The following is a 17,526-nucleotide window of genomic DNA, read 5'->3' as shown; positions in this document are numbered from 1 at the left end:
TGTGAAAGATGAAACTAATATTTCAAATGGGAAAACAACCTGTTCTTGAAAAAACAATCCTTCTTTTTATATTGAGTATTGTAGAAAGCTTGAAGTTAAAAGTTGTTTCACTCGACGAAGCTCACCGATACATATTCAATTTAGAAGTACTTGAATTATTAATGGATCGGAACATCGATGATCAAGTACTTGAACTTATTCATTTCGGGATGGGACTTGAAGACATTTATCATGTGCTTCCTGAAGAACTTGAGCATACGATTGAGGAATTAAAGTGGCTTTGCATTCAAGTATTAAGTGAGTACAGTATGCATGAAGAATCCGAACAATTAATTGAAGATATACGGTAAAAAAGCACCTATGTAGGTGCTTTTAATGTTTTTTTAAACTATTTTTATACGCCTCAATATTTACTGGTAGCTCTTCCTCTTCCAAAGTATGTTCATTTACATCTTTATGAATGAACGCACCTTTAGGTGGTTGATGATCATGCCCTTTTTTCTTATGATCAAATGCTTTCCCGCGTCCCATACAAATCCCCCTTTCTTAAAAGAAATCCGTATTAGTATGGAGAAAAGTACGTCGATATATGCAATCTCTTGCTGTATTTCCAAGGAAATACTCGAACCTTGTTTTCTACTCTCCTTACAACAACTGATCGATCCCAATAAGAATTAATAATAGTCCTGCGATAACTGTCGCCCATTTCCCTAAGTATTCTGCCAAAAATCGTTTTCCTACATACGCAAAACCACTAATACAAATAAAACTAAACACCCCAGAAATAGTCGCTGTAAGCCAAAGATTTAAATTTGTTACCCCTGCATCAAATCCACCTGCAATATTATTAATAGACAACGCAACTCCTAAAACAATTGCTTCTGAGAAACTAATTGTTTTAGAACCATCAAAATCTGCTTTTTCCGGATCACGTAAAATGCCCATAAGTACATTATCATCTTTAGAACCTGCAGTATTTTTTTGACCCAAGAAAGGCTGGCACAAAATAAACACACCGATTACCCCTAAAACGATTGCTCCAATCAGATTTGCTGTAAACTCTGAAATAAATAACGCAATCCAGTTTCCAAAAAATCCAGCTAGTAAAGTAAATAAAAATCCAAAGAATGCGATGATAAAATTGTTAAACCACGAAATACGAATTTTACGAATGCCATATGCAATTCCAACACCTGCATTATCTAAATTAGAAGCGATCCCGATTAAAAAAATTGAAAATAAGCCTGCCGTACTCATAAATAGTCACCCCTTTTTCTCACTTTTCAATGCATATTATGAAAATGTTGAGCAACTGTGCCTGTCTGTTTCATATACTTGTAATAAATGCTCAATATTTTTTCAATACTAAAAAAGGAGTGCCTACACTATGGCTAATGAAAACCCGAATGATCGGCTTGGCAAATTAATAAAAAAACTTTTAAAAGAACGCGCCTTATCTATGCGCCAACTAGGAATACTTACAAATATTGATCCTGCAACAGTCTCAAGAATTATCAATGGTAAACAACCGCCAAAACAAAAACATCTACAAAAATTTGCAGAATGTCTTCAAGTTCCACCCCAATTGTTATTTGATGAAATGTACCCTGATTCTCCTCACATTAATAAAGAAAAAACAGATATGTACACATCTCTTGATACCATTCAGCAAACGCTGCAATCCTCTAACTTATTCGATTTCGATTACACTACAACTCGCGTAAAACAAGAACTCGAAAATTACGAACGCTATGCCCAGACAACAGAAGGCGAAAAACGTATTCATGACAGTTTCGCAAGCAAATTAGAGCAAATTGATAGTGCTGGTCCTTTTATTGAACAATTAACAGATATGTATCAACAATTTTGCAATGAAACCATTTCAAAAGAAGAACGTGCAGTTCTTGGAAGCGCATTACTGTATTTCATTTTATCGACAGATATTATTCCCGACTATCTCTTTCCAATTGGCTATTTAGATGATGCGATCGCCGTTGAATTAGCAAAAGAGAAATTACTTGAAATAAAACGAAAAACATAGCAAAATAAAGAACTATTTCAGTTGTTTATTTTCACCTCTGAAATAGTTCACTAAAAAATCGTACAAGTATACATACTCGTACGATTTTACTATACAAATCTATTTTTTCGTGTGGCACCATTCATATATAAATGCTGTTATTACTTTTGTAAATTCAATTAACTGTTCAATTTCAACTTTCTCATTTACAGAATGTGCTTCTTCTAATGTACCTGGTCCATATATAATCGCTGGAATATGAAACTCACTAAACCAACCGCCATCAGTTACCGTTGCAGACATATCTAAAATTGCATTTTTTGATAAAATAGACTCGTGTACTGAGCTAAGTTTTTTTACAGCTGCATGTTCCCTATCTACTTCTAATGAAGGGAAAATTTCACCACGATCTACAATCATTGATTCTCCGCCCCACTTAAATTGTGGCGGATTTTCGCTTAACCATGGATCGGCAGCTGCTACCTTTCCAATATATTCTTCAATTTCTTTTATTATTTGTTCATGTGTTTCGTTCGGATAGAAGTGCACGGTTATCCATAACTGGCACTCATCCGCAATAAACGCCGCATGCCTTCCCCCCTCAATAACAGCTGGATTAATTGTTGTTGTTCCAGATGGATAGCCTTCATATGTTTTCATGACTGCCCAGTGACGCTCTAATTCTTGTAAGCTCTGCACAATTTTCATCATTTTTTCAATCGCACTCGCTCCAAATAAACGTCCTCCAGCATGGATCATTTGTCTGCGCGTTGCATCATGAAACGTTTGCGGACTTTTCACTGTAATCCATCCAGTAATTACACCACCTTGCCCTTGCATATGTAAATCACTCGTATCCACTACGACTGCAAAGTCAGCATCGTAACCTCGCCTGCAGCATTGAAGTGTTCCTGCCTCTCCAACTTCTTCCCCTATTACTGATTGAAAGATTAAATCTCCAGGTAATTCAATACCAGCTTCTTGTAAAAGTTGAATGGCAAATAGCGCTCCAGCCAGCCCACCTTTCATATCTGCTGCGCCACGTCCAACTAACCAGCCATCTTTTATAAATGGATCAAATGGATCTGTTTCCCACGCCTCATCTGCTGACACTTCAGCTACATCCATATGACCATTAATAATAAGACTTTTATATGAGTCACTTTTTATTCCTTTTTTTACCCCAACAACGTTCGGATCATTCGGATATACATCCCATTTATTAATACTAAAATTTCGTTTTCTTAAAAACTCTGCAACAAATTCTTGCGCTTCATTTGTATTTCTCGCTGGCGGTGCTGGTGTTTCAAAACGAATTAATGTTTTTGTAAGTTCTAACAATTCCTCTTTCCTTGAATCTATTTGTTTTAACAACTGCGAAATTTCTCGATTCATCGCTAATTCCCCTTTGCATACATAGTATGTTTCCAGCTTTATTTTCACAAAAAAAGAGACTGTTTACAATTTTACAGTCTCCTAATTGATCACTATTATAAACTCTCTACTTCCGTTGTATTTGTCTTTTCAATATGCTCTACATTACTTCCCTTATTTCTTGTAGCACGATAAAACAGTAAACAAACAATCATAAATGGAATACCACAATACAATGCCATTCTTTGTTCTGGAATAAAGGCCATGCCAACGATTACTGTTACATTTAATACTAACGCAAGCAGTGGTACGAATGGATACAGCGGTGTTTTAAATTTCAGGTCTTTCACATCCCCGCCCTGCTTTATGTATGACCTTCTAGCTAATAAGTTAGATAGAGCAATAGATGCCCAAACTAGTATCGCTCCAAATCCAGCGATAGAAAGCAGCCATAAATAAACTGTATCTTCCGCATAAATACCTGATAATAATGAGAGACAACCTACAATTGTGCTTACAATCAATGCATAAATAGGAACACCGTTTTTAGATAACTTACCAAAAATCGGACTAATCATTCCTTGATTAGACATAGACCATAGCATACGAGAAGTTGCATATAATCCTGAATTCGCAACGGATAGTACTGCTGTAATAATAACGAAATTTATAATATCGGCTGCATAAGGAATACCAATTTTATCAAATACAACTACAAATGGACTTTCTATTACTCCTGCTTGCTGCCAAGGGAATAGTCCAGCAAGAATAAAAATAGATAGTACAAAGAAAACAAGTATACGCCAAACTGTATTGTTAATTGCCTTCGGGATCGTTTTCTCTGGATTTTCACTCTCACCTGCTGCAATACCAACTAGTTCTGTTCCTTGGAAAGAAAAATTAACTGCAATCATCGTAATTAAAATGGCTGATAATCCATTCGGAAACAGTCCCCCGTAATCAGTAAAGCTAGAGAACATCGGTGCTGGTTCATTTCCTTTCATATCTAGAAAACCAAACATTGCCGCCCCGCCTAAAATAATAAATGCAATAATTGTAATTACTTTAATACTTGCAAACCAAAATTCCACTTCCGCAAAACTTCTTGAAGATAACGCATTAATAGCAAAGAGCAGTACCGCGAACACTACACACCAAATCCATGACGGTACATCAGGAAACCAACGTTTCATCAAAATACTAACTGCAATTAATTCAATACCTATCGTAGCAGACCAGTTTAACCATGACATCCATCCCACTACATAACCTGCTGCAGGGGAAATATGCTTTGTCGCATACGTTTGATAAGACCCTGCGTCAGGCATCGCAACAGCTAATTCTCCAAGACAGAGCATCGTTAAATACATTACAAATCCACCGACAAGATACGCTACAATTGCTCCTCCAGGTCCAGCCTCATGAATCGTATAACCTGACCCTAAAAAAAGTCCTGTACCAATAACTCCACCGAGTGCAATCATAAATATGTGCCTACTTTTCAATTCTCTTTTTAATCCTTGGTTTTGATCCATTATATAAATCCCCCCTTTTCACTTTGCCAACCCATTTAATGTAAGCGTTTTTAAAAGTATTCATTGTAAAAATAATGATTGAAAAGAGCAAAAATACACGTCACTTACATTAATCACTGCCTGTTACTAAAAGGTCATCCCTTACTGTTATTAATAATTTTTGATCAGCAATAGCTTGTCCTTCTACTACTTCTAATGATTCAATATAACCACTGATCCCTATCTTAATTTCTACTTTCTGTTTATCTATTGTTTCAATTAACGCTAATTTCTCCCACTCGTATACGTAAGAACTTTCCGTAACAAATAACTTCTCTACTTTTCCATAACAAGGACTATACACACCTTCTATAACTGTCTTCACTTTATAAATTCCTCCCTCTTATTAATTGACACCAAAACGTTGTATATCCTGTAAAAATTCATATTCTCCCCTCTAGAGATTTCGAATATTATTTATGCAAAATACGTACCAAGTCTCTAATTCATATATTAAATGAGAGTTTCATACAAAAAAATGTGCACAACCGCAAAATTTTCCGATCATTTAAAAAGTTTTAAACGAAAAATAGCAAAATTTTTTTGCGATTTTATAAGAATTTTAATAAAATTATAAAAAGTCAGTCTTCATAGGGTGAAATGAGGAGAAGATGTTACATGCATACAGAAGAAATTAATTTCAAACAACTTATTGAAATGAATATGCTATATGAAACTTTAATCAATGAACTCGATATCGGGATTCATATTATTAATGAGGAAAGTAAAACGATTGTCTATAACCGCAAAATGATGGAAATTGAATCAATGGAACGCTCAGATGTATTATATAAAAGTCCTTTAGAGGTATTTGCATTTGAAGAAAATAAAAATAGTACTCTTATAGAGGCATTAAAATTTGGAAAAACAAAGAAAAATATAAAACAAACGTATTTTAACAATAAAGGACAAGAAATTACAACGATTAACGATACTTTCCCTATAATAGAAAATGGAAAAATTAAAGGCGCTATTGAAATATCAAAAGAAATTAGTAACTTAAAACAAACGATAAAAATAAGTCCTTCTCGAAAACAAAGCACTAAATTTACCTTTGATCACATAATTGGTGATTCTGAAGCCATTCAATCAATCATTACAGAAGGAAAAAGAGTAATTCGTACATCTTCCTCCATACTTCTCGTAGGGGAAACAGGCACTGGTAAAGAACTATTTGCACAAAGCATCCATAATGAAAGTCAGCGTTCAACCAAACCCTTTATTTCACAAAACTGTGCCGCTATACCTGATACCTTAATGGAAAGCCTACTATTTGGCACAAATCGAGGTGCCTTTACAGGAGCAATAGATAAATCAGGCTTATTCGAAGAAGCGAACGGAGGAACTTTGTTATTAGATGAAATCAACTCATTAAGTCCAGCACTTCAAGCGAAGTTACTACGAGCTATACAAGAAAAAACAATACGAAGAATCGGAGGCACACACGAAAAAGAAATTGATGTTCGTATTATAGCAACTATCAATGAAGATCCTTTCGAAGCCATCGCACATAATCGATTAAGAGAAGACTTATATTACCGATTAAGCGTCGTTACTTTATGTCTTCCGCCTTTACGTGAAAGAAAAGAAGATATTCCAGATCTTGTTCAGCACTTTATTGAAAAATATAATACTCAATTTGGGCTCAATGTAACCGATGTAGATGTAAATGTAAGAGAATTTTTCTATGCATATGATTGGCCTGGAAACGTACGGGAGTTGGAACATATAATTGAAGGTTCCATGAACTTGATAGAAGATGAAACCATCATTACAGCGTTTCATATGCCTACTCGCTTTCGTGAACGAATAAAAACAGAATTCAATATGCAACATGCACTAACTAATCACAATACTGATGCACCTAAAACTTTAAAACACACAATAGAAAAAATGGAAAAGAACTACATTAACCAAATTCTTAAAGAAAATCATGGCAACATCTCACAAGCTGCAAAATTTTTAGGATTAAGTAGGCAAAACTTACAATATCGAATTAAAAAACTGCATTTACACATATGAAATAAACATGTCTCCAAGTGCAAAAAATAACTTGGTAAAATATGTTACAATAAACATATAACATGCTAGAAAGGGGCTATTATATATATGAGTAATGATAAAAAATTAAAGTTATTACACTACTTATACCTTCTCCCTGCTGTTCTATGTATAATGTTATTCATTAATGGTGATATAAGTAGCTTTCCTTATGCAAAGCTATTAGGAACAATTAGCGGCTCCTTTGCAGCTATTATGCTTGCTGCTTTTTGGAATTTGAAGCTACGTATAAAAAACGAGAAATCTTCGTAATACTAAAAAAATCGAGCTACTTAGCCCGATTTTTTTATTTGCCATTAAAACTCAACATTCTCTAAATACAACCCACTTGCCTCAGCAAGACAATTAATTTGATTGCGCTGCTTTTCCTCTAAAATGTTTGGAATTGCTTCAGCGTCTAATTGTCCTAATCCAACTTCAATTAATGCCCCGACAATTTTTCTTACCATATTATGAAGGAAGCCGTTACCACTTACTCTAATTTGTACAAACCCTGCCTCTTCCATCACATCAAGTGTATATACTTCTCGAACCATAGATTTTTTCTTTGATTTCGCATTTGAAAAAGCAGTAAAGTCATGTGAACCAACTAAATGTTTCGCAGCGGCTTTCATGCTTTTCACATTTAATTTTTTATTCACATGCATGCTGTATTTACGCATAAATGGATTTGTATGCTCTTCATTCCAAATTTTATACAGATATGTTTTTGCTTTAGAATTGTAACGAGCATGGAAACGATCATGTACTTCTTCCACATTCGTAATGCTAATATCATTAGGTAAATATTGATTTAAATATTTTTTCACTTTATGTTCCACTAACTTCTCATCACTTTGAAAGTTAGCAACTTGATTCAAAGCATGTACACCAGCGTCTGTTCTACTACAACCAATAATTTCAATTTCTTTTCCGACCATTTCAGATATGACACTTTCGATTTTTCCTTGAATTGTATTATCGTTATTACCGAGACGTTGCCATCCTTTAAAACGTGCGCCATCGTACTGAATTGTTAATTTATAATTATGCATAATATTCTCCTTCATAGAAAATATTCCCTCATACCATGAGGGAATATTAATAAACTTTACTTTCTAACAAGCTTCACTACATTTTCTACGTGAGCTGTATGCGGGAACATATCAACTGGTTGCACATACTCCACTTCATAGCTCTTCATTAATGCTTGTACATCACGTGCTAATGAAGAAGGATTACAAGACACGTACACAACTTGTTTCGGCTTCACTTTTAAAATTGTTTCCAGTAATTTATCATCGCAACCTGTACGTGGTGGGTCGACAACAATTACATCTGGACGCCATCCTTCTTTTACCCATTTCGGTAACCATTGTTCAGCTTTACCTGCTTCATATTTCGTATTTGTAAATCCGTGACGCTTTGCATTTTTTCTTGCATCTGCAATCGCTTCTGGAATTACATCCATACCACGTACTTCCGCTGCATCATTTGCAAGCCAAAGACCGATTGTACCAACGCCACAATACGCATCTACAATTTTCTCATCGCCTGTTAACGCAGCGGCTTTTTTTGCTTCATTATATAAAACAACGGTTTGCTCTGGATTCAACTGGAAGAACGCACGTGCTGATAATTCAAATGATAAATCACCAAGTGTTTCTTGAATTACTTCTTTTCCAGCTAATTTAAATGTTTTGTCGCCAAAAATAACAGATGTTTTACGCCAGTTTACATTTTGCATAATTGATTTAACCGCTGGCATCTGTTTTTGTACTTCTGCAATAAATTGTTCTTTATTTGGTAATTCTTCTTTTGTTGTAATAAGTGTAACTTGTACTTCACCTGTTTGAACTGCAGTACGTGTTACAATTGTGCGTACTAAACCTTTTTGTTTTTTCTCATTGTAAATAGAAACATTTAATTTTTCTAAAATACGTCTTACAACTTTTGTCGCTTCATTCGTTGCTTTATGTTGAATCATACAGTGAGCGATATCAATTAACTGATGTGAGTTTTGTTTATATAGCCCTGTAATAACCTTTTCGTCTTTACGCCCCACTTGTAATTGACTCTTATTACGATAATGCCATGGATTTTCCATGCCAAGCGTTGGACGAATTTTCTCTTCCATACTATTTTTCATGTACTTCTCAAATGCTTGTACAACGATATCACGCTTTTGATTCAATTGTTCTTTATAATCTAAATGTTGCAGCTGACAACCGCCACACTCCTCATATACTGGACACGGTGCTTTCACACGATGCGGTGAAGCTTTACGAACTTTTTTCACTTTCGCTTCAGCGAAGCCACGCTGAATTTTCGTTGTTTCTGCAACAACTTCTTCTCCTGGTAATGCCCCTGGAATGAAAACAACTTGTCTCTTAAAATAACCAACGCCTTCTCCGTTAATCCCAAGACGTTTAATTGTCACAGGAAACGTTTGACCAACTTCCAACTTACTCTCATGTTGCTTTTGTATCATTATTACACCTCTACTCTATACTTTTCCATAAATATAACGCTGCATAACTGCAGTATGGTTCACACTCTTGTTTCAATTTTTCTAAAAATGCATCATCAGGTTTATCATCTAATTGAAATATACCTTGCACTGCACGCTGAATACCAATGTCCGCTTTCGGGAACATATTTTTCCGTCCAAGCCCAAACATTAAAAAGTTTTGCACTGTCCATGCACCAATTCCCCTAATTGGCAACAATTGTGCTGAAATGTCTTCTTCCGTCCCATTTTCTATACTCGCTAAATTTAATGTACCACTGACAATACTTCGACCTAATCCTACTATATATTCAGCCTTTCGCTGACTAAACTTCTGCTCTCTCAATTCTTCTATTGAAATATTTGCTACTATTTCCGGAGTGGGGAAAAAGAATACACCGTTCTTCTCTGTTCCATACCGTTTCACAAATTGTTCTGTTAACACAGTAGCAAATTTCAAATTTATTTGTTGGTGAATGATACAGCGAAGCAGACAAGCAAAATAATCAAATTCTAAAATAATTGGAGTATAAGCATATGTTTCAAATAGTGGACGTAATGATGTGTTTAAAAAATGATTTTGTATATCTTGAAACGGTTCATTCCAATGAAAAATGGCTCTCATTCGTTTCATGACTTTCTCTGGATCTCCTGTCTGACTAGAAATCCAAAACTGTGGATTTTGAACAGTACCAATCCCTTGTAAGCGAACAACAACCTGTTCCTCGTCGATACAAAGCGGGATATAAATAACTTTCTCATCTAATTGAATGACGTTAAGAGGATCAAAAGATAAACGTTTTAATACTTCTTCAAAATGATACGGATACTCTAACGTAACATGCTCGCTCCACATACGTTTCCCCATCCTTTTTACACATCATTATAGCATGAGAAAACCGTAAGCATACATGCTTACGGTTGATTGCCTTTTACTAAGTCATCTAGACTTTTAAAATGATACCCTTTCTCGCGCAAATCATCAATGATTTTTGCAAGTGCTTCTGCATTATCTTTTGATATTGCATGAAGTAATAAAATAGATCCTGGATGAATCATCGTCATAACATTATTATGCGCATATTGCCATCCTCTTTGCTGATCCACTTTCCAATCCAAAAATGCAAGTGACCAAAATACATTATAATAGCCCATTTCTTTCGTAAGAGCTAACGTTCTTTCACTAAATACACCGCGCGGAGGACGTACATATTTCACTTCTTTTTGCCCAGTTACTTTTTTAATTTCTTCTGTTACACTCGTTAATTCTTCACGAAGTTTCTCATCATTTACCGCTGTAAAATCAGGATGACTCCAAGAATGGTTTCCAATAATGTGTCCTTCATCCTTCATTCTTAACAATAAATCTTTTTGTGTTTTAATGTAATGTCCCGTTACAAAGAAAGTTGCTGGTACTTTTTTCTCTTTTAATACATCTAATATTTTCCCTGTGTATCCATTCTCATATCCATTATCAAATGTTAAATAAATATCTTTTTTCTTCGTATCTCCTAAATAAAACCCGCCATTTTTTTGTAGTAAATCTGTATATAACTTTCCTGCATCTGGTACTGTTTCATTTTTAGGACGCGGGATTCCCCAGTTATGTGGAGTATTTGTATAAGCCAGTGCTGAAACTGGAACAAGTGCCATCATAATTGAAAAAATGAGACCGATATATAACCATTTATATTTCATAAATAGTCTCCTTTCCATATATAATCGTACTTGTAGTTTCTGTTGCAACGCATTCTTTCATGCTGAACATGTTTTTCTATATATACCAAAAAAATGCATCTCGAATCATTCGAGATGCATTTTTTATTTACTTAAATACTGGCTCTTTAAAGCTAGCTAATTTTTCAAGTGATGTTTTATCAACATCTGCATGTAAGCTATTACCATGAGAGTCCATCGTTACAACTGCTTTAAACCCGTCGATACGTAAATGCCACATTGCTTCTGGAATACCAAATTGTAAGAAATCAACATCTTTCACTTCTTTAATACATTCAGCATAATATTGCGCTGCACCACCGATTGCGTTTAAATATACACCGCCATGTTCTTCTAAAGCCGCTAATGTTTTCGCACCCATACCGCCTTTTCCAATGACAGCGCGAATACCGAATTTCTTCATAATATCGCCTTGGTACGGTTCTTCACGAATACTTGTCGTTGGACCTGCCGCTTTAATTTGCCAATTGTCATTTTCATCTTTCACAACAACTGGACCACAGTGGTAAATAATTTGTCCATTTAAATCTACTGGACAATCATTATCCATTAAATGCTTATGGATTGCGTCACGACCTGTATACATCATGCCATTAATTGTTACAACATCACCAACGCGAAGTTCACGAATTTGCTCTTCTGTAATTGGTGCTTCTAATACAATCTCACGTTGCTCTGTTTTTTCTTGTACTTCATGCTGAAGTGTATCTTCCCCTTCTTGATATAGCCAATCCATAATATCTCCTGTTTCAGGATGGATTTTCACACCAAGGCGACGATATGCCCAGCAATTATACGCAACAGATACATAGAAACTAGCTGGCAAACGATTATAGATGCCAATTTTACAACCAAGTAAAGTTGTTTCTCCGCCAAATCCCATCGTACCAATGCCAAGTTTGTTCGCATTTTCTAATACGTACTCTTCAAGATGTTGTAACTCTGGTACTGGATTGACATCATCTAATGTACGGAATAATTGATTTTTTGCTAATTCATAACCTGATGTGCGGTCTCCCCCGATACCAACACCAATTACACCAGCGCTACATCCTTGCCCTTGTGCTTGATATACTGCATGAAGAAGGCATTTACGAATCCCTTCTAAATCACGGCCAGCTCGTCCAAGTCCTTCTAGTTCACACGGTAAGCTATATTGAATATTTTTATTCTCACAGCCACCACCTTTTAGGATTAAACGTGCATCAATATAATCTTTTTCCCATTGTTCAAACTTAATCACCGGTGTACCTGGTCCTAAATTATTTCCACTATTATCTCCAAAAAGAGAATCAACAGAATTGGGACGAAGTTTACCATCTTTTGTCGCCCGCTCAAGCGCATTATAGATAGCTTCCTTCAACTTTAATTGATTCACACCAACTGGTGTATAAATTTTAAACGTTGGCATCCCTGTATCTTGGCAAATCGGCGAGATGTTATCATCAGCCATTTTAATATTATTTGTAATTGTGCCAAGTGCCATCGCAGAACGAGTCCCTGCATTTTCTCGCTCTTTCGCTTGTTGAATCGCACGACGAACATCTTTCGGTAAGTTCGTTGACGTTTCAACAATTAGTTGATACATGCTTTCTTGAAGCTTTTCCATTGTTACTTCCCCCTCAATTGTGAACGCTACCAAAACGTTATGAGCTGAAAATTCAATTGTTATGCTCTTTAACTATTTATTTCACGCTATTAGAGCATAAATGAAATTTTTCACAACTTGATTATACCTCTTTTTCTATCGTCCTTCTATTACCCGAACAGAAAAAGGCTACCAAATTGGAATTGGTAGCCTTTTTAATATATTATTCGTCTTTTTTAAATTGCTCACATTTTAATTCTAATTCATCTAACATTGCAAGAAGACGATCTACATCTTCTAATTCTACTTCTTCGGGTTCAATTGTATCAATTACTTCAATGAACATATTTAAACGTTCTTTTAAATATACTAATTGTGTATCTTTATCTTGAATTGCTTTTCCCATGAAGGCACTCTCCTTTTAATTCGAGTTGCTTTTATTATACCGCAAAAACGATTGCTATGGGCATGAAATTTCATCAATTTTGTCACAGTCATCCACTATAATGTAAGCCCTCTCTCTTTTCATGCTAAAAAGTTTCACTTTATAAAAAGCACATATTCTTCTATTATAGAGAATGGACAAATTGTTATTTCAATAGTCAAAGGAGTATTTCATATGACGATATCACAAAAAATGAAGCCGATTACTCCTTCTTACGATCCATGGGAAGCGTATATGGACCTTGAAGAGTACGGCAAACTACTATTAACAAATGTTGAATTTACAACGACGACGTTATGCAATATGCGCTGTGAGCATTGCGCTGTTGGTTACACGTTACAGCCAAAAGACCCAAATCCGCTTCCGATGGATCTTTTATTAAAACGATTAGATGAGATTCCTCATTTACGTTCTTTAAGTATTACTGGCGGAGAACCTATGCTGTCAAAAAAATCCGTCGACAACTATGTAACACCACTCTTAAAATATGCCCATGAACGAGGCGTTCGCACTCAAATCAACTCTAACTTAACTATAGATTTAGCACGTTACGAACAAATTATTCCTTATTTAGACGTATTGCATATCTCTCATAACTGGGGAACAATCGATGACTTCGTTGAAGGCGGATTTGCAATGATGGAGCGTAAGCCTACTTACGAACAACGTGCAAAATTATTCGAAAGAATGATTACAAATAGTAAGGCTCTATCAGATGCAGGTGTACTTGTATCTGCCGAAACAATGTTAAACAAAAGAACTCTACCACATATTGAACATATTCACCGCCAAATCGTCGAAGAGATGGGCTGTAAACGTCATGAAGTTCATCCAATGTATCCAAGTGACTTCGCGAGTAATCTAGAGATTTTAACAAAAGCTGAAATTCGTGATGCGATTGAGCATTTACTAGAAATTCGCGATGAAAATGTATGGATGTTATTTGGAACTTTACCTTTCTATGCTTGTAGCGATGACGAGCGAGACATTGCCACATTTAAAAAGTTACAAGAGAGCAAAAATGTAACTGTTCGTAACGATCCAGATGGTCGTTCACGCTTAAATGTAAATATTTTTGATGGCAATATTATCGTTACTGATTTTGGTGATGTTCCACTTCTAGGAAACATACAAACAAACACATTACAAGAAGCTTATGAAAAATGGAGCGCTTCAAAAACAGCAAAATCATTAAGCTGTCACTGTCCTGCAGTAAAATGTCTTGGACCAAATGTTCTTGTAAAAAACAGCTACTATCCGACAGAAGATTTCTTATCAAAAACAGCAAACATTACATTATAAAAAAACGTCAGCTTATAAGCTGACGTTTTTTCATGTTATTGCGAGTGGGAAGAAGAAATGAATTTAAAATACAAATGATCATGAATTGGAATAGCAGCTCCAATTCCTTGAGAAGTAATATTTTTCACAACAAGTCTTTTTTGATTTCCCTTTAATACAAGATACACTTCTCCAAATGTTACTTTTCCTTTTTCATTTACTGCTGGTGTATAAGCGTATAAATATCCGAGTTGACTCGGACTAATATTATACACACGCTCATGTCCAGTACCATAACCAATGGTCGTTTTAAACGAAAGGGGGAATTGTACTTTTTCAAGTGCTTTGAGAAGCATCATTTTTTTCACATCTGCAGCATCTTTCATATCTGCTGTTAAATCGCCTTCAACCGTCTTTTGTGTTTCTTGCTTATAGCGAAGTGGATATAGGCGATCTCCTCCACGATTATCGTAAACATTGCGATTTACTTGTTTATATTCCCAATTAACCGATGTATCAATCGATTCATAATGTAAAGCCCATTGCCCTAAATAAATCTTTGCTCGGTACCCTACCGCAAGCGGCGCATTCGAAATTGTCGTTTCATTAAACATTCGAATTAAGTCCGGATTTTCAATTTTAATATTTGCTGTTTTTAATAATTCTTGAGCAAACTTACTCGGCTGTAAACGCGGTAAATCTTGCGCATCATTTGGAAATGTATTGTCTTTAGAAATATTTAAAACAGATGAAGGCATTTTTGTTCCTACTGTTGTCTTTGCAAAACTCATGTTAGGAAATAATAAAATAAACGAGACCATAGTTGAAAGACATATGCTGTATACTCGTTTCACCTGTCTGGCTCCTTCCTATGTAGGTATATATACTACTTCGTTTATTGTTTTCTCTGAGCGCAATTGTTATGCCTATTTTTCATAATAAATAAAAACCAATTCCCATAATGACATACGCCGCTAGTAAAGTGCCACCTTCAAACCAGTTTGTATCTCCATCATTTGAAATCGCAATCGTTAAGAAAACAGCTGTAATCATAGACACAAGTTCTGGTATGGTAAATACTAAAGGCATCCTTTGCGCGAAGAACATAGATAGCAATACTAATACAGGAGCAACAAACATGGCGATTTGTAATGTAGAGCCTATTGCAATTTCGACTGCAATATTTACTTTATTTTTATAAGCCATAATAATTGCAGACGCATGTTCCGCTGCATTCCCAACAATTGCAACGATAATAACCCCTATAAATAACTCTGACCAGCCAAATGACTTTGCAACAGTTTCAAAAGTATGTACGAGTGCCTCTGACACATAAGCTACTGCCAGTGTTGCTATCGCTAAAATAAGGAGCGCCTTCCCTTTTGACCACTCTGGCTCTTCTTCATGCGCTACTTCGTCACTTTTATGTTGATATACACCACGGTGCGTAACTAACTTAAATAGTAATGCAGCAAGGTACATGATAATCATAATAATAGAAACACCTATACTTAATTGATACGTCTTGCCAGCGTCCATCTTCATTGAAAAGATCTCTGGAATAACAAAGGCCACAACAACAGCAAATATTAATAAAGCTGAATTATGCCTTGCATCATATACATTAAAACTTTGTCTTTTGTATTTAAGACCTCCAACAAAGAAAGATAACCCTCCTACCAATAATAAATTTCCAAGTACAGAACCGGTTAAAGAAGCTAACACCACTTCAATTAACCCTGCTTGAAGTGCAAAAATTGAAATGATAAGTTCAACAGCATTACCGAAAGTAGCATTTAATAATCCGCCTATTCTAGGACCAGAAACAATTGCTAGACTCTCTGTTGCTCTCCCCATAAAACCAGCTAATGCGATAATCGTAATACAATACACAGCGAACATAATTGTTTCTGGCCAATGAAGTGTTTTTCCAAGTACAGATAGTGGTACACCTATAAGCGCTACTATAAGAAATATTTTATTAAACATGCTTTTCATCCTTCCATCGTATGTATTTCTCCTCAATATTATTATTATTCTTCTCCTAACTTGTCCGATTTCATCACAATTACGTTTAAAAAATCGGATTGAAGAAAACAGTATGAAAGATATTTAAATTATCTTGTTTAAACAGACAGAATTATAAATTGTGAAAAGGGGTTAAAATTATGCACTTAAAAGAAAAAATCGCAACTATTATTCAAGGTCAACGTACTGGTGTATTATCTACAGTACGAAATGAGAAACCTCATAGCGCCTTTATGATGTTTTTCCATGAAGATTTTGTACTATATGTTGCAACAGATCGACAATCAAAAAAGATAACAGATATTGAACAAAATCCTAATGTCCATGTACTACTCGGACGAGAAGGAAAAAAATTAGATGAAGATTATATTGAAGTTGAAGGGTTAGCTTCAATCGAGGAAGACTCAACATTAAAAAACAAGTTTTGGAATAATAGCTTAAAACGTTGGTTACTCGGTCCTGAAGACCCTAATTACGTATTGATCAAAATCAATCCCGACACAATTTATTACATTGATGGTGCGGGTACGACGGAGCCTGAGTTTTTACGACTATAAAATAAAACAAGCCCCCCCTTAGGTGGGCTTGTTTTGTCGAAAAGTTCTTTTAAAAAAAATAATAAAATAGGTGGAACTTTCCAAAGATTCTGTTATATAATAGCAGTAACTTAAATAAACTGTATTAAAACAGATTGAGAGGAGAAATAAAATTGATGAAGAGAGAAGAACGCAAAAATATGATTGAGTTTATTGAAAAGAAAAAAGGGATTGAGCGTGACGAATTATTGTTTATGACAGACGATGAAGTAGAACATATTTATAATGTAACGTACTTTTTATATGAGGAAATTGCAGAGTAGTATAATAATCCCCACCTTATTAAAAATATAAGGTGGGGATTATTTCGTTATTTAGCCCACTATTTACAGGC

The 17,526-nt window shown here is 35.2% G+C and carries 20 protein-coding genes; 7 read left to right on the top strand and 13 right to left on the bottom strand.

Features of this window, described 5'->3' with window-relative positions; all coding sequences use genetic code 11:
- Nucleotides 1-8 precede the first annotated feature (8 nt).
- Nucleotides 9-350 carry a DUF3969 family protein gene (locus AU379_RS25775; protein ID WP_000766604.1) on the top strand — a complete coding sequence of 114 codons (342 nt, stop codon included), beginning with the start codon at nt 9-11 and terminating at the stop codon, nt 348-350.
- Between the two features lie 22 nt (nt 351-372).
- Here the strand turns inward: AU379_RS25775 and AU379_RS30770 are convergent, their stop codons facing one another.
- Both AU379_RS30770 and ytaF read right to left on the bottom strand, forming a co-directional pair.
- On the bottom strand, nt 373-531 hold the full coding sequence (locus AU379_RS30770) for a hypothetical protein (RefSeq protein WP_000532409.1): 159 nt from the start codon (nt 529-531) through the stop codon (nt 373-375).
- Between the two features lie 114 nt (nt 532-645).
- Nucleotides 646-1,257, bottom strand: coding sequence for a sporulation membrane protein YtaF (ytaF, locus tag AU379_RS25770; RefSeq protein ID WP_030022841.1), 612 nt, complete (start codon nt 1,255-1,257; stop codon nt 646-648).
- 130 nt (nt 1,258-1,387) lie between these two features.
- On the opposite strand from ytaF, the gene AU379_RS25765 reads away from it, so the two are divergent.
- Nucleotides 1,388-2,041 (top strand): DUF1232 domain-containing protein, encoded by a 654-nt coding sequence (locus AU379_RS25765; protein WP_001262772.1) that lies wholly within the window; start codon nt 1,388-1,390, stop codon nt 2,039-2,041.
- A 99-nt stretch (nt 2,042-2,140) separates the two neighbouring features.
- On the opposite strand, the gene AU379_RS25760 is transcribed toward AU379_RS25765, so the two are convergent.
- From AU379_RS25760 to AU379_RS25750, 3 genes are all read right to left on the bottom strand, one after another.
- Entirely contained in the window at nt 2,141-3,415 is a 1,275-nt protein-coding gene (locus tag AU379_RS25760) for an acetylornithine deacetylase (RefSeq protein ID WP_001078357.1), read from the bottom strand.
- Between the two features lie 95 nt (nt 3,416-3,510).
- Nucleotides 3,511-4,932 carry an amino acid permease gene (locus tag AU379_RS25755; RefSeq protein WP_000969250.1) on the bottom strand — a complete coding sequence of 474 codons (1,422 nt, stop codon included), beginning with the start codon at nt 4,930-4,932 and terminating at the stop codon, nt 3,511-3,513.
- 106 nt (nt 4,933-5,038) lie between these two features.
- Nucleotides 5,039-5,293, bottom strand: a complete 255-nt coding sequence (locus tag AU379_RS25750) for a biotin/lipoyl-containing protein (RefSeq protein WP_000859489.1) — start codon at nt 5,291-5,293, stop codon at nt 5,039-5,041.
- A 293-nt stretch (nt 5,294-5,586) separates the two neighbouring features.
- On the opposite strand from AU379_RS25750, the gene AU379_RS25745 reads away from it, so the two are divergent.
- Entirely contained in the window at nt 5,587-6,990 is a 1,404-nt protein-coding gene (locus AU379_RS25745) for a sigma 54-interacting transcriptional regulator (protein WP_061140025.1), read from the top strand.
- Between the two features lie 87 nt (nt 6,991-7,077).
- Nucleotides 7,078-7,281 carry a hypothetical protein gene (locus AU379_RS25740; RefSeq protein WP_061140024.1) on the top strand — a complete coding sequence of 68 codons (204 nt, stop codon included), beginning with the start codon at nt 7,078-7,080 and terminating at the stop codon, nt 7,279-7,281.
- A gap of 44 nt (nt 7,282-7,325) precedes the next feature.
- Here the strand turns inward: AU379_RS25740 and truA are convergent, their stop codons facing one another.
- The 6 genes from truA to AU379_RS25710 form a co-directional block, all read right to left on the bottom strand.
- Nucleotides 7,326-8,063: a tRNA pseudouridine(38-40) synthase TruA gene (gene truA / locus AU379_RS25735; protein WP_000553118.1), complete on the bottom strand. Its 738-nt coding sequence runs from the start codon at nt 8,061-8,063 to the stop codon at nt 7,326-7,328.
- A gap of 56 nt (nt 8,064-8,119) precedes the next feature.
- Nucleotides 8,120-9,499, bottom strand: coding sequence for a 23S rRNA (uracil(1939)-C(5))-methyltransferase RlmD (rlmD, locus tag AU379_RS25730; protein WP_000615200.1), 1,380 nt, complete (start codon nt 9,497-9,499; stop codon nt 8,120-8,122).
- Nucleotides 9,500-9,509: 10 nt separating this feature from the next.
- Complete coding sequence (locus tag AU379_RS25725; protein ID WP_000269421.1) at nt 9,510-10,373, bottom strand: DNA-3-methyladenine glycosylase; 864 nt, start codon at nt 10,371-10,373, stop codon at nt 9,510-9,512.
- A gap of 59 nt (nt 10,374-10,432) precedes the next feature.
- Entirely contained in the window at nt 10,433-11,215 is a 783-nt protein-coding gene (gene pdaA / locus AU379_RS25720) for a delta-lactam-biosynthetic de-N-acetylase (RefSeq protein WP_000875956.1), read from the bottom strand.
- A gap of 127 nt (nt 11,216-11,342) precedes the next feature.
- Entirely contained in the window at nt 11,343-12,863 is a 1,521-nt protein-coding gene (gene fumA, locus AU379_RS25715; RefSeq protein WP_000413518.1) for a class I fumarate hydratase, read from the bottom strand.
- A gap of 202 nt (nt 12,864-13,065) precedes the next feature.
- The gene (locus AU379_RS25710; RefSeq protein WP_000513558.1) at nt 13,066-13,248 is read right to left on the bottom strand and encodes an SE1561 family protein; all 183 of its coding nucleotides are present in this window, start codon (nt 13,246-13,248) and stop codon (nt 13,066-13,068) included.
- A gap of 213 nt (nt 13,249-13,461) precedes the next feature.
- Here AU379_RS25710 and yfkAB point away from each other — a divergent pair, with 213 nt between their 5' ends.
- Nucleotides 13,462-14,589 carry a radical SAM/CxCxxxxC motif protein YfkAB gene (yfkAB, locus tag AU379_RS25705; protein ID WP_000156023.1) on the top strand — a complete coding sequence of 376 codons (1,128 nt, stop codon included), beginning with the start codon at nt 13,462-13,464 and terminating at the stop codon, nt 14,587-14,589.
- 35 nt (nt 14,590-14,624) lie between these two features.
- Here the strand turns inward: yfkAB and AU379_RS25700 are convergent, their stop codons facing one another.
- Nucleotides 14,625-15,422, bottom strand: coding sequence for a YfkD famly protein (locus AU379_RS25700; RefSeq protein WP_001986305.1), 798 nt, complete (start codon nt 15,420-15,422; stop codon nt 14,625-14,627).
- Between the two features lie 79 nt (nt 15,423-15,501).
- Entirely contained in the window at nt 15,502-16,557 is a 1,056-nt protein-coding gene (gene cax / locus AU379_RS25695; protein WP_000482133.1) for a calcium/proton exchanger, read from the bottom strand.
- A gap of 179 nt (nt 16,558-16,736) precedes the next feature.
- On the opposite strand from cax, the gene AU379_RS25690 reads away from it, so the two are divergent.
- Both AU379_RS25690 and AU379_RS25685 read left to right on the top strand, forming a co-directional pair.
- Nucleotides 16,737-17,153 carry a pyridoxamine 5'-phosphate oxidase family protein gene (locus AU379_RS25690; protein ID WP_000550220.1) on the top strand — a complete coding sequence of 139 codons (417 nt, stop codon included), beginning with the start codon at nt 16,737-16,739 and terminating at the stop codon, nt 17,151-17,153.
- A 155-nt stretch (nt 17,154-17,308) separates the two neighbouring features.
- Nucleotides 17,309-17,455 carry a BH0509 family protein gene (locus tag AU379_RS25685; RefSeq protein ID WP_000817786.1) on the top strand — a complete coding sequence of 49 codons (147 nt, stop codon included), beginning with the start codon at nt 17,309-17,311 and terminating at the stop codon, nt 17,453-17,455.
- Nucleotides 17,456-17,526 lie beyond the last annotated feature (71 nt).

This window comes from Bacillus sp. JH7 (genome assembly GCF_001563515.1).
Lineage (GTDB): Bacteria > Bacillota > Bacilli > Bacillales > Bacillaceae_G > Bacillus_A > Bacillus_A cereus.
This window is presented reverse-complemented; position numbering and strand designations above follow the sequence as displayed.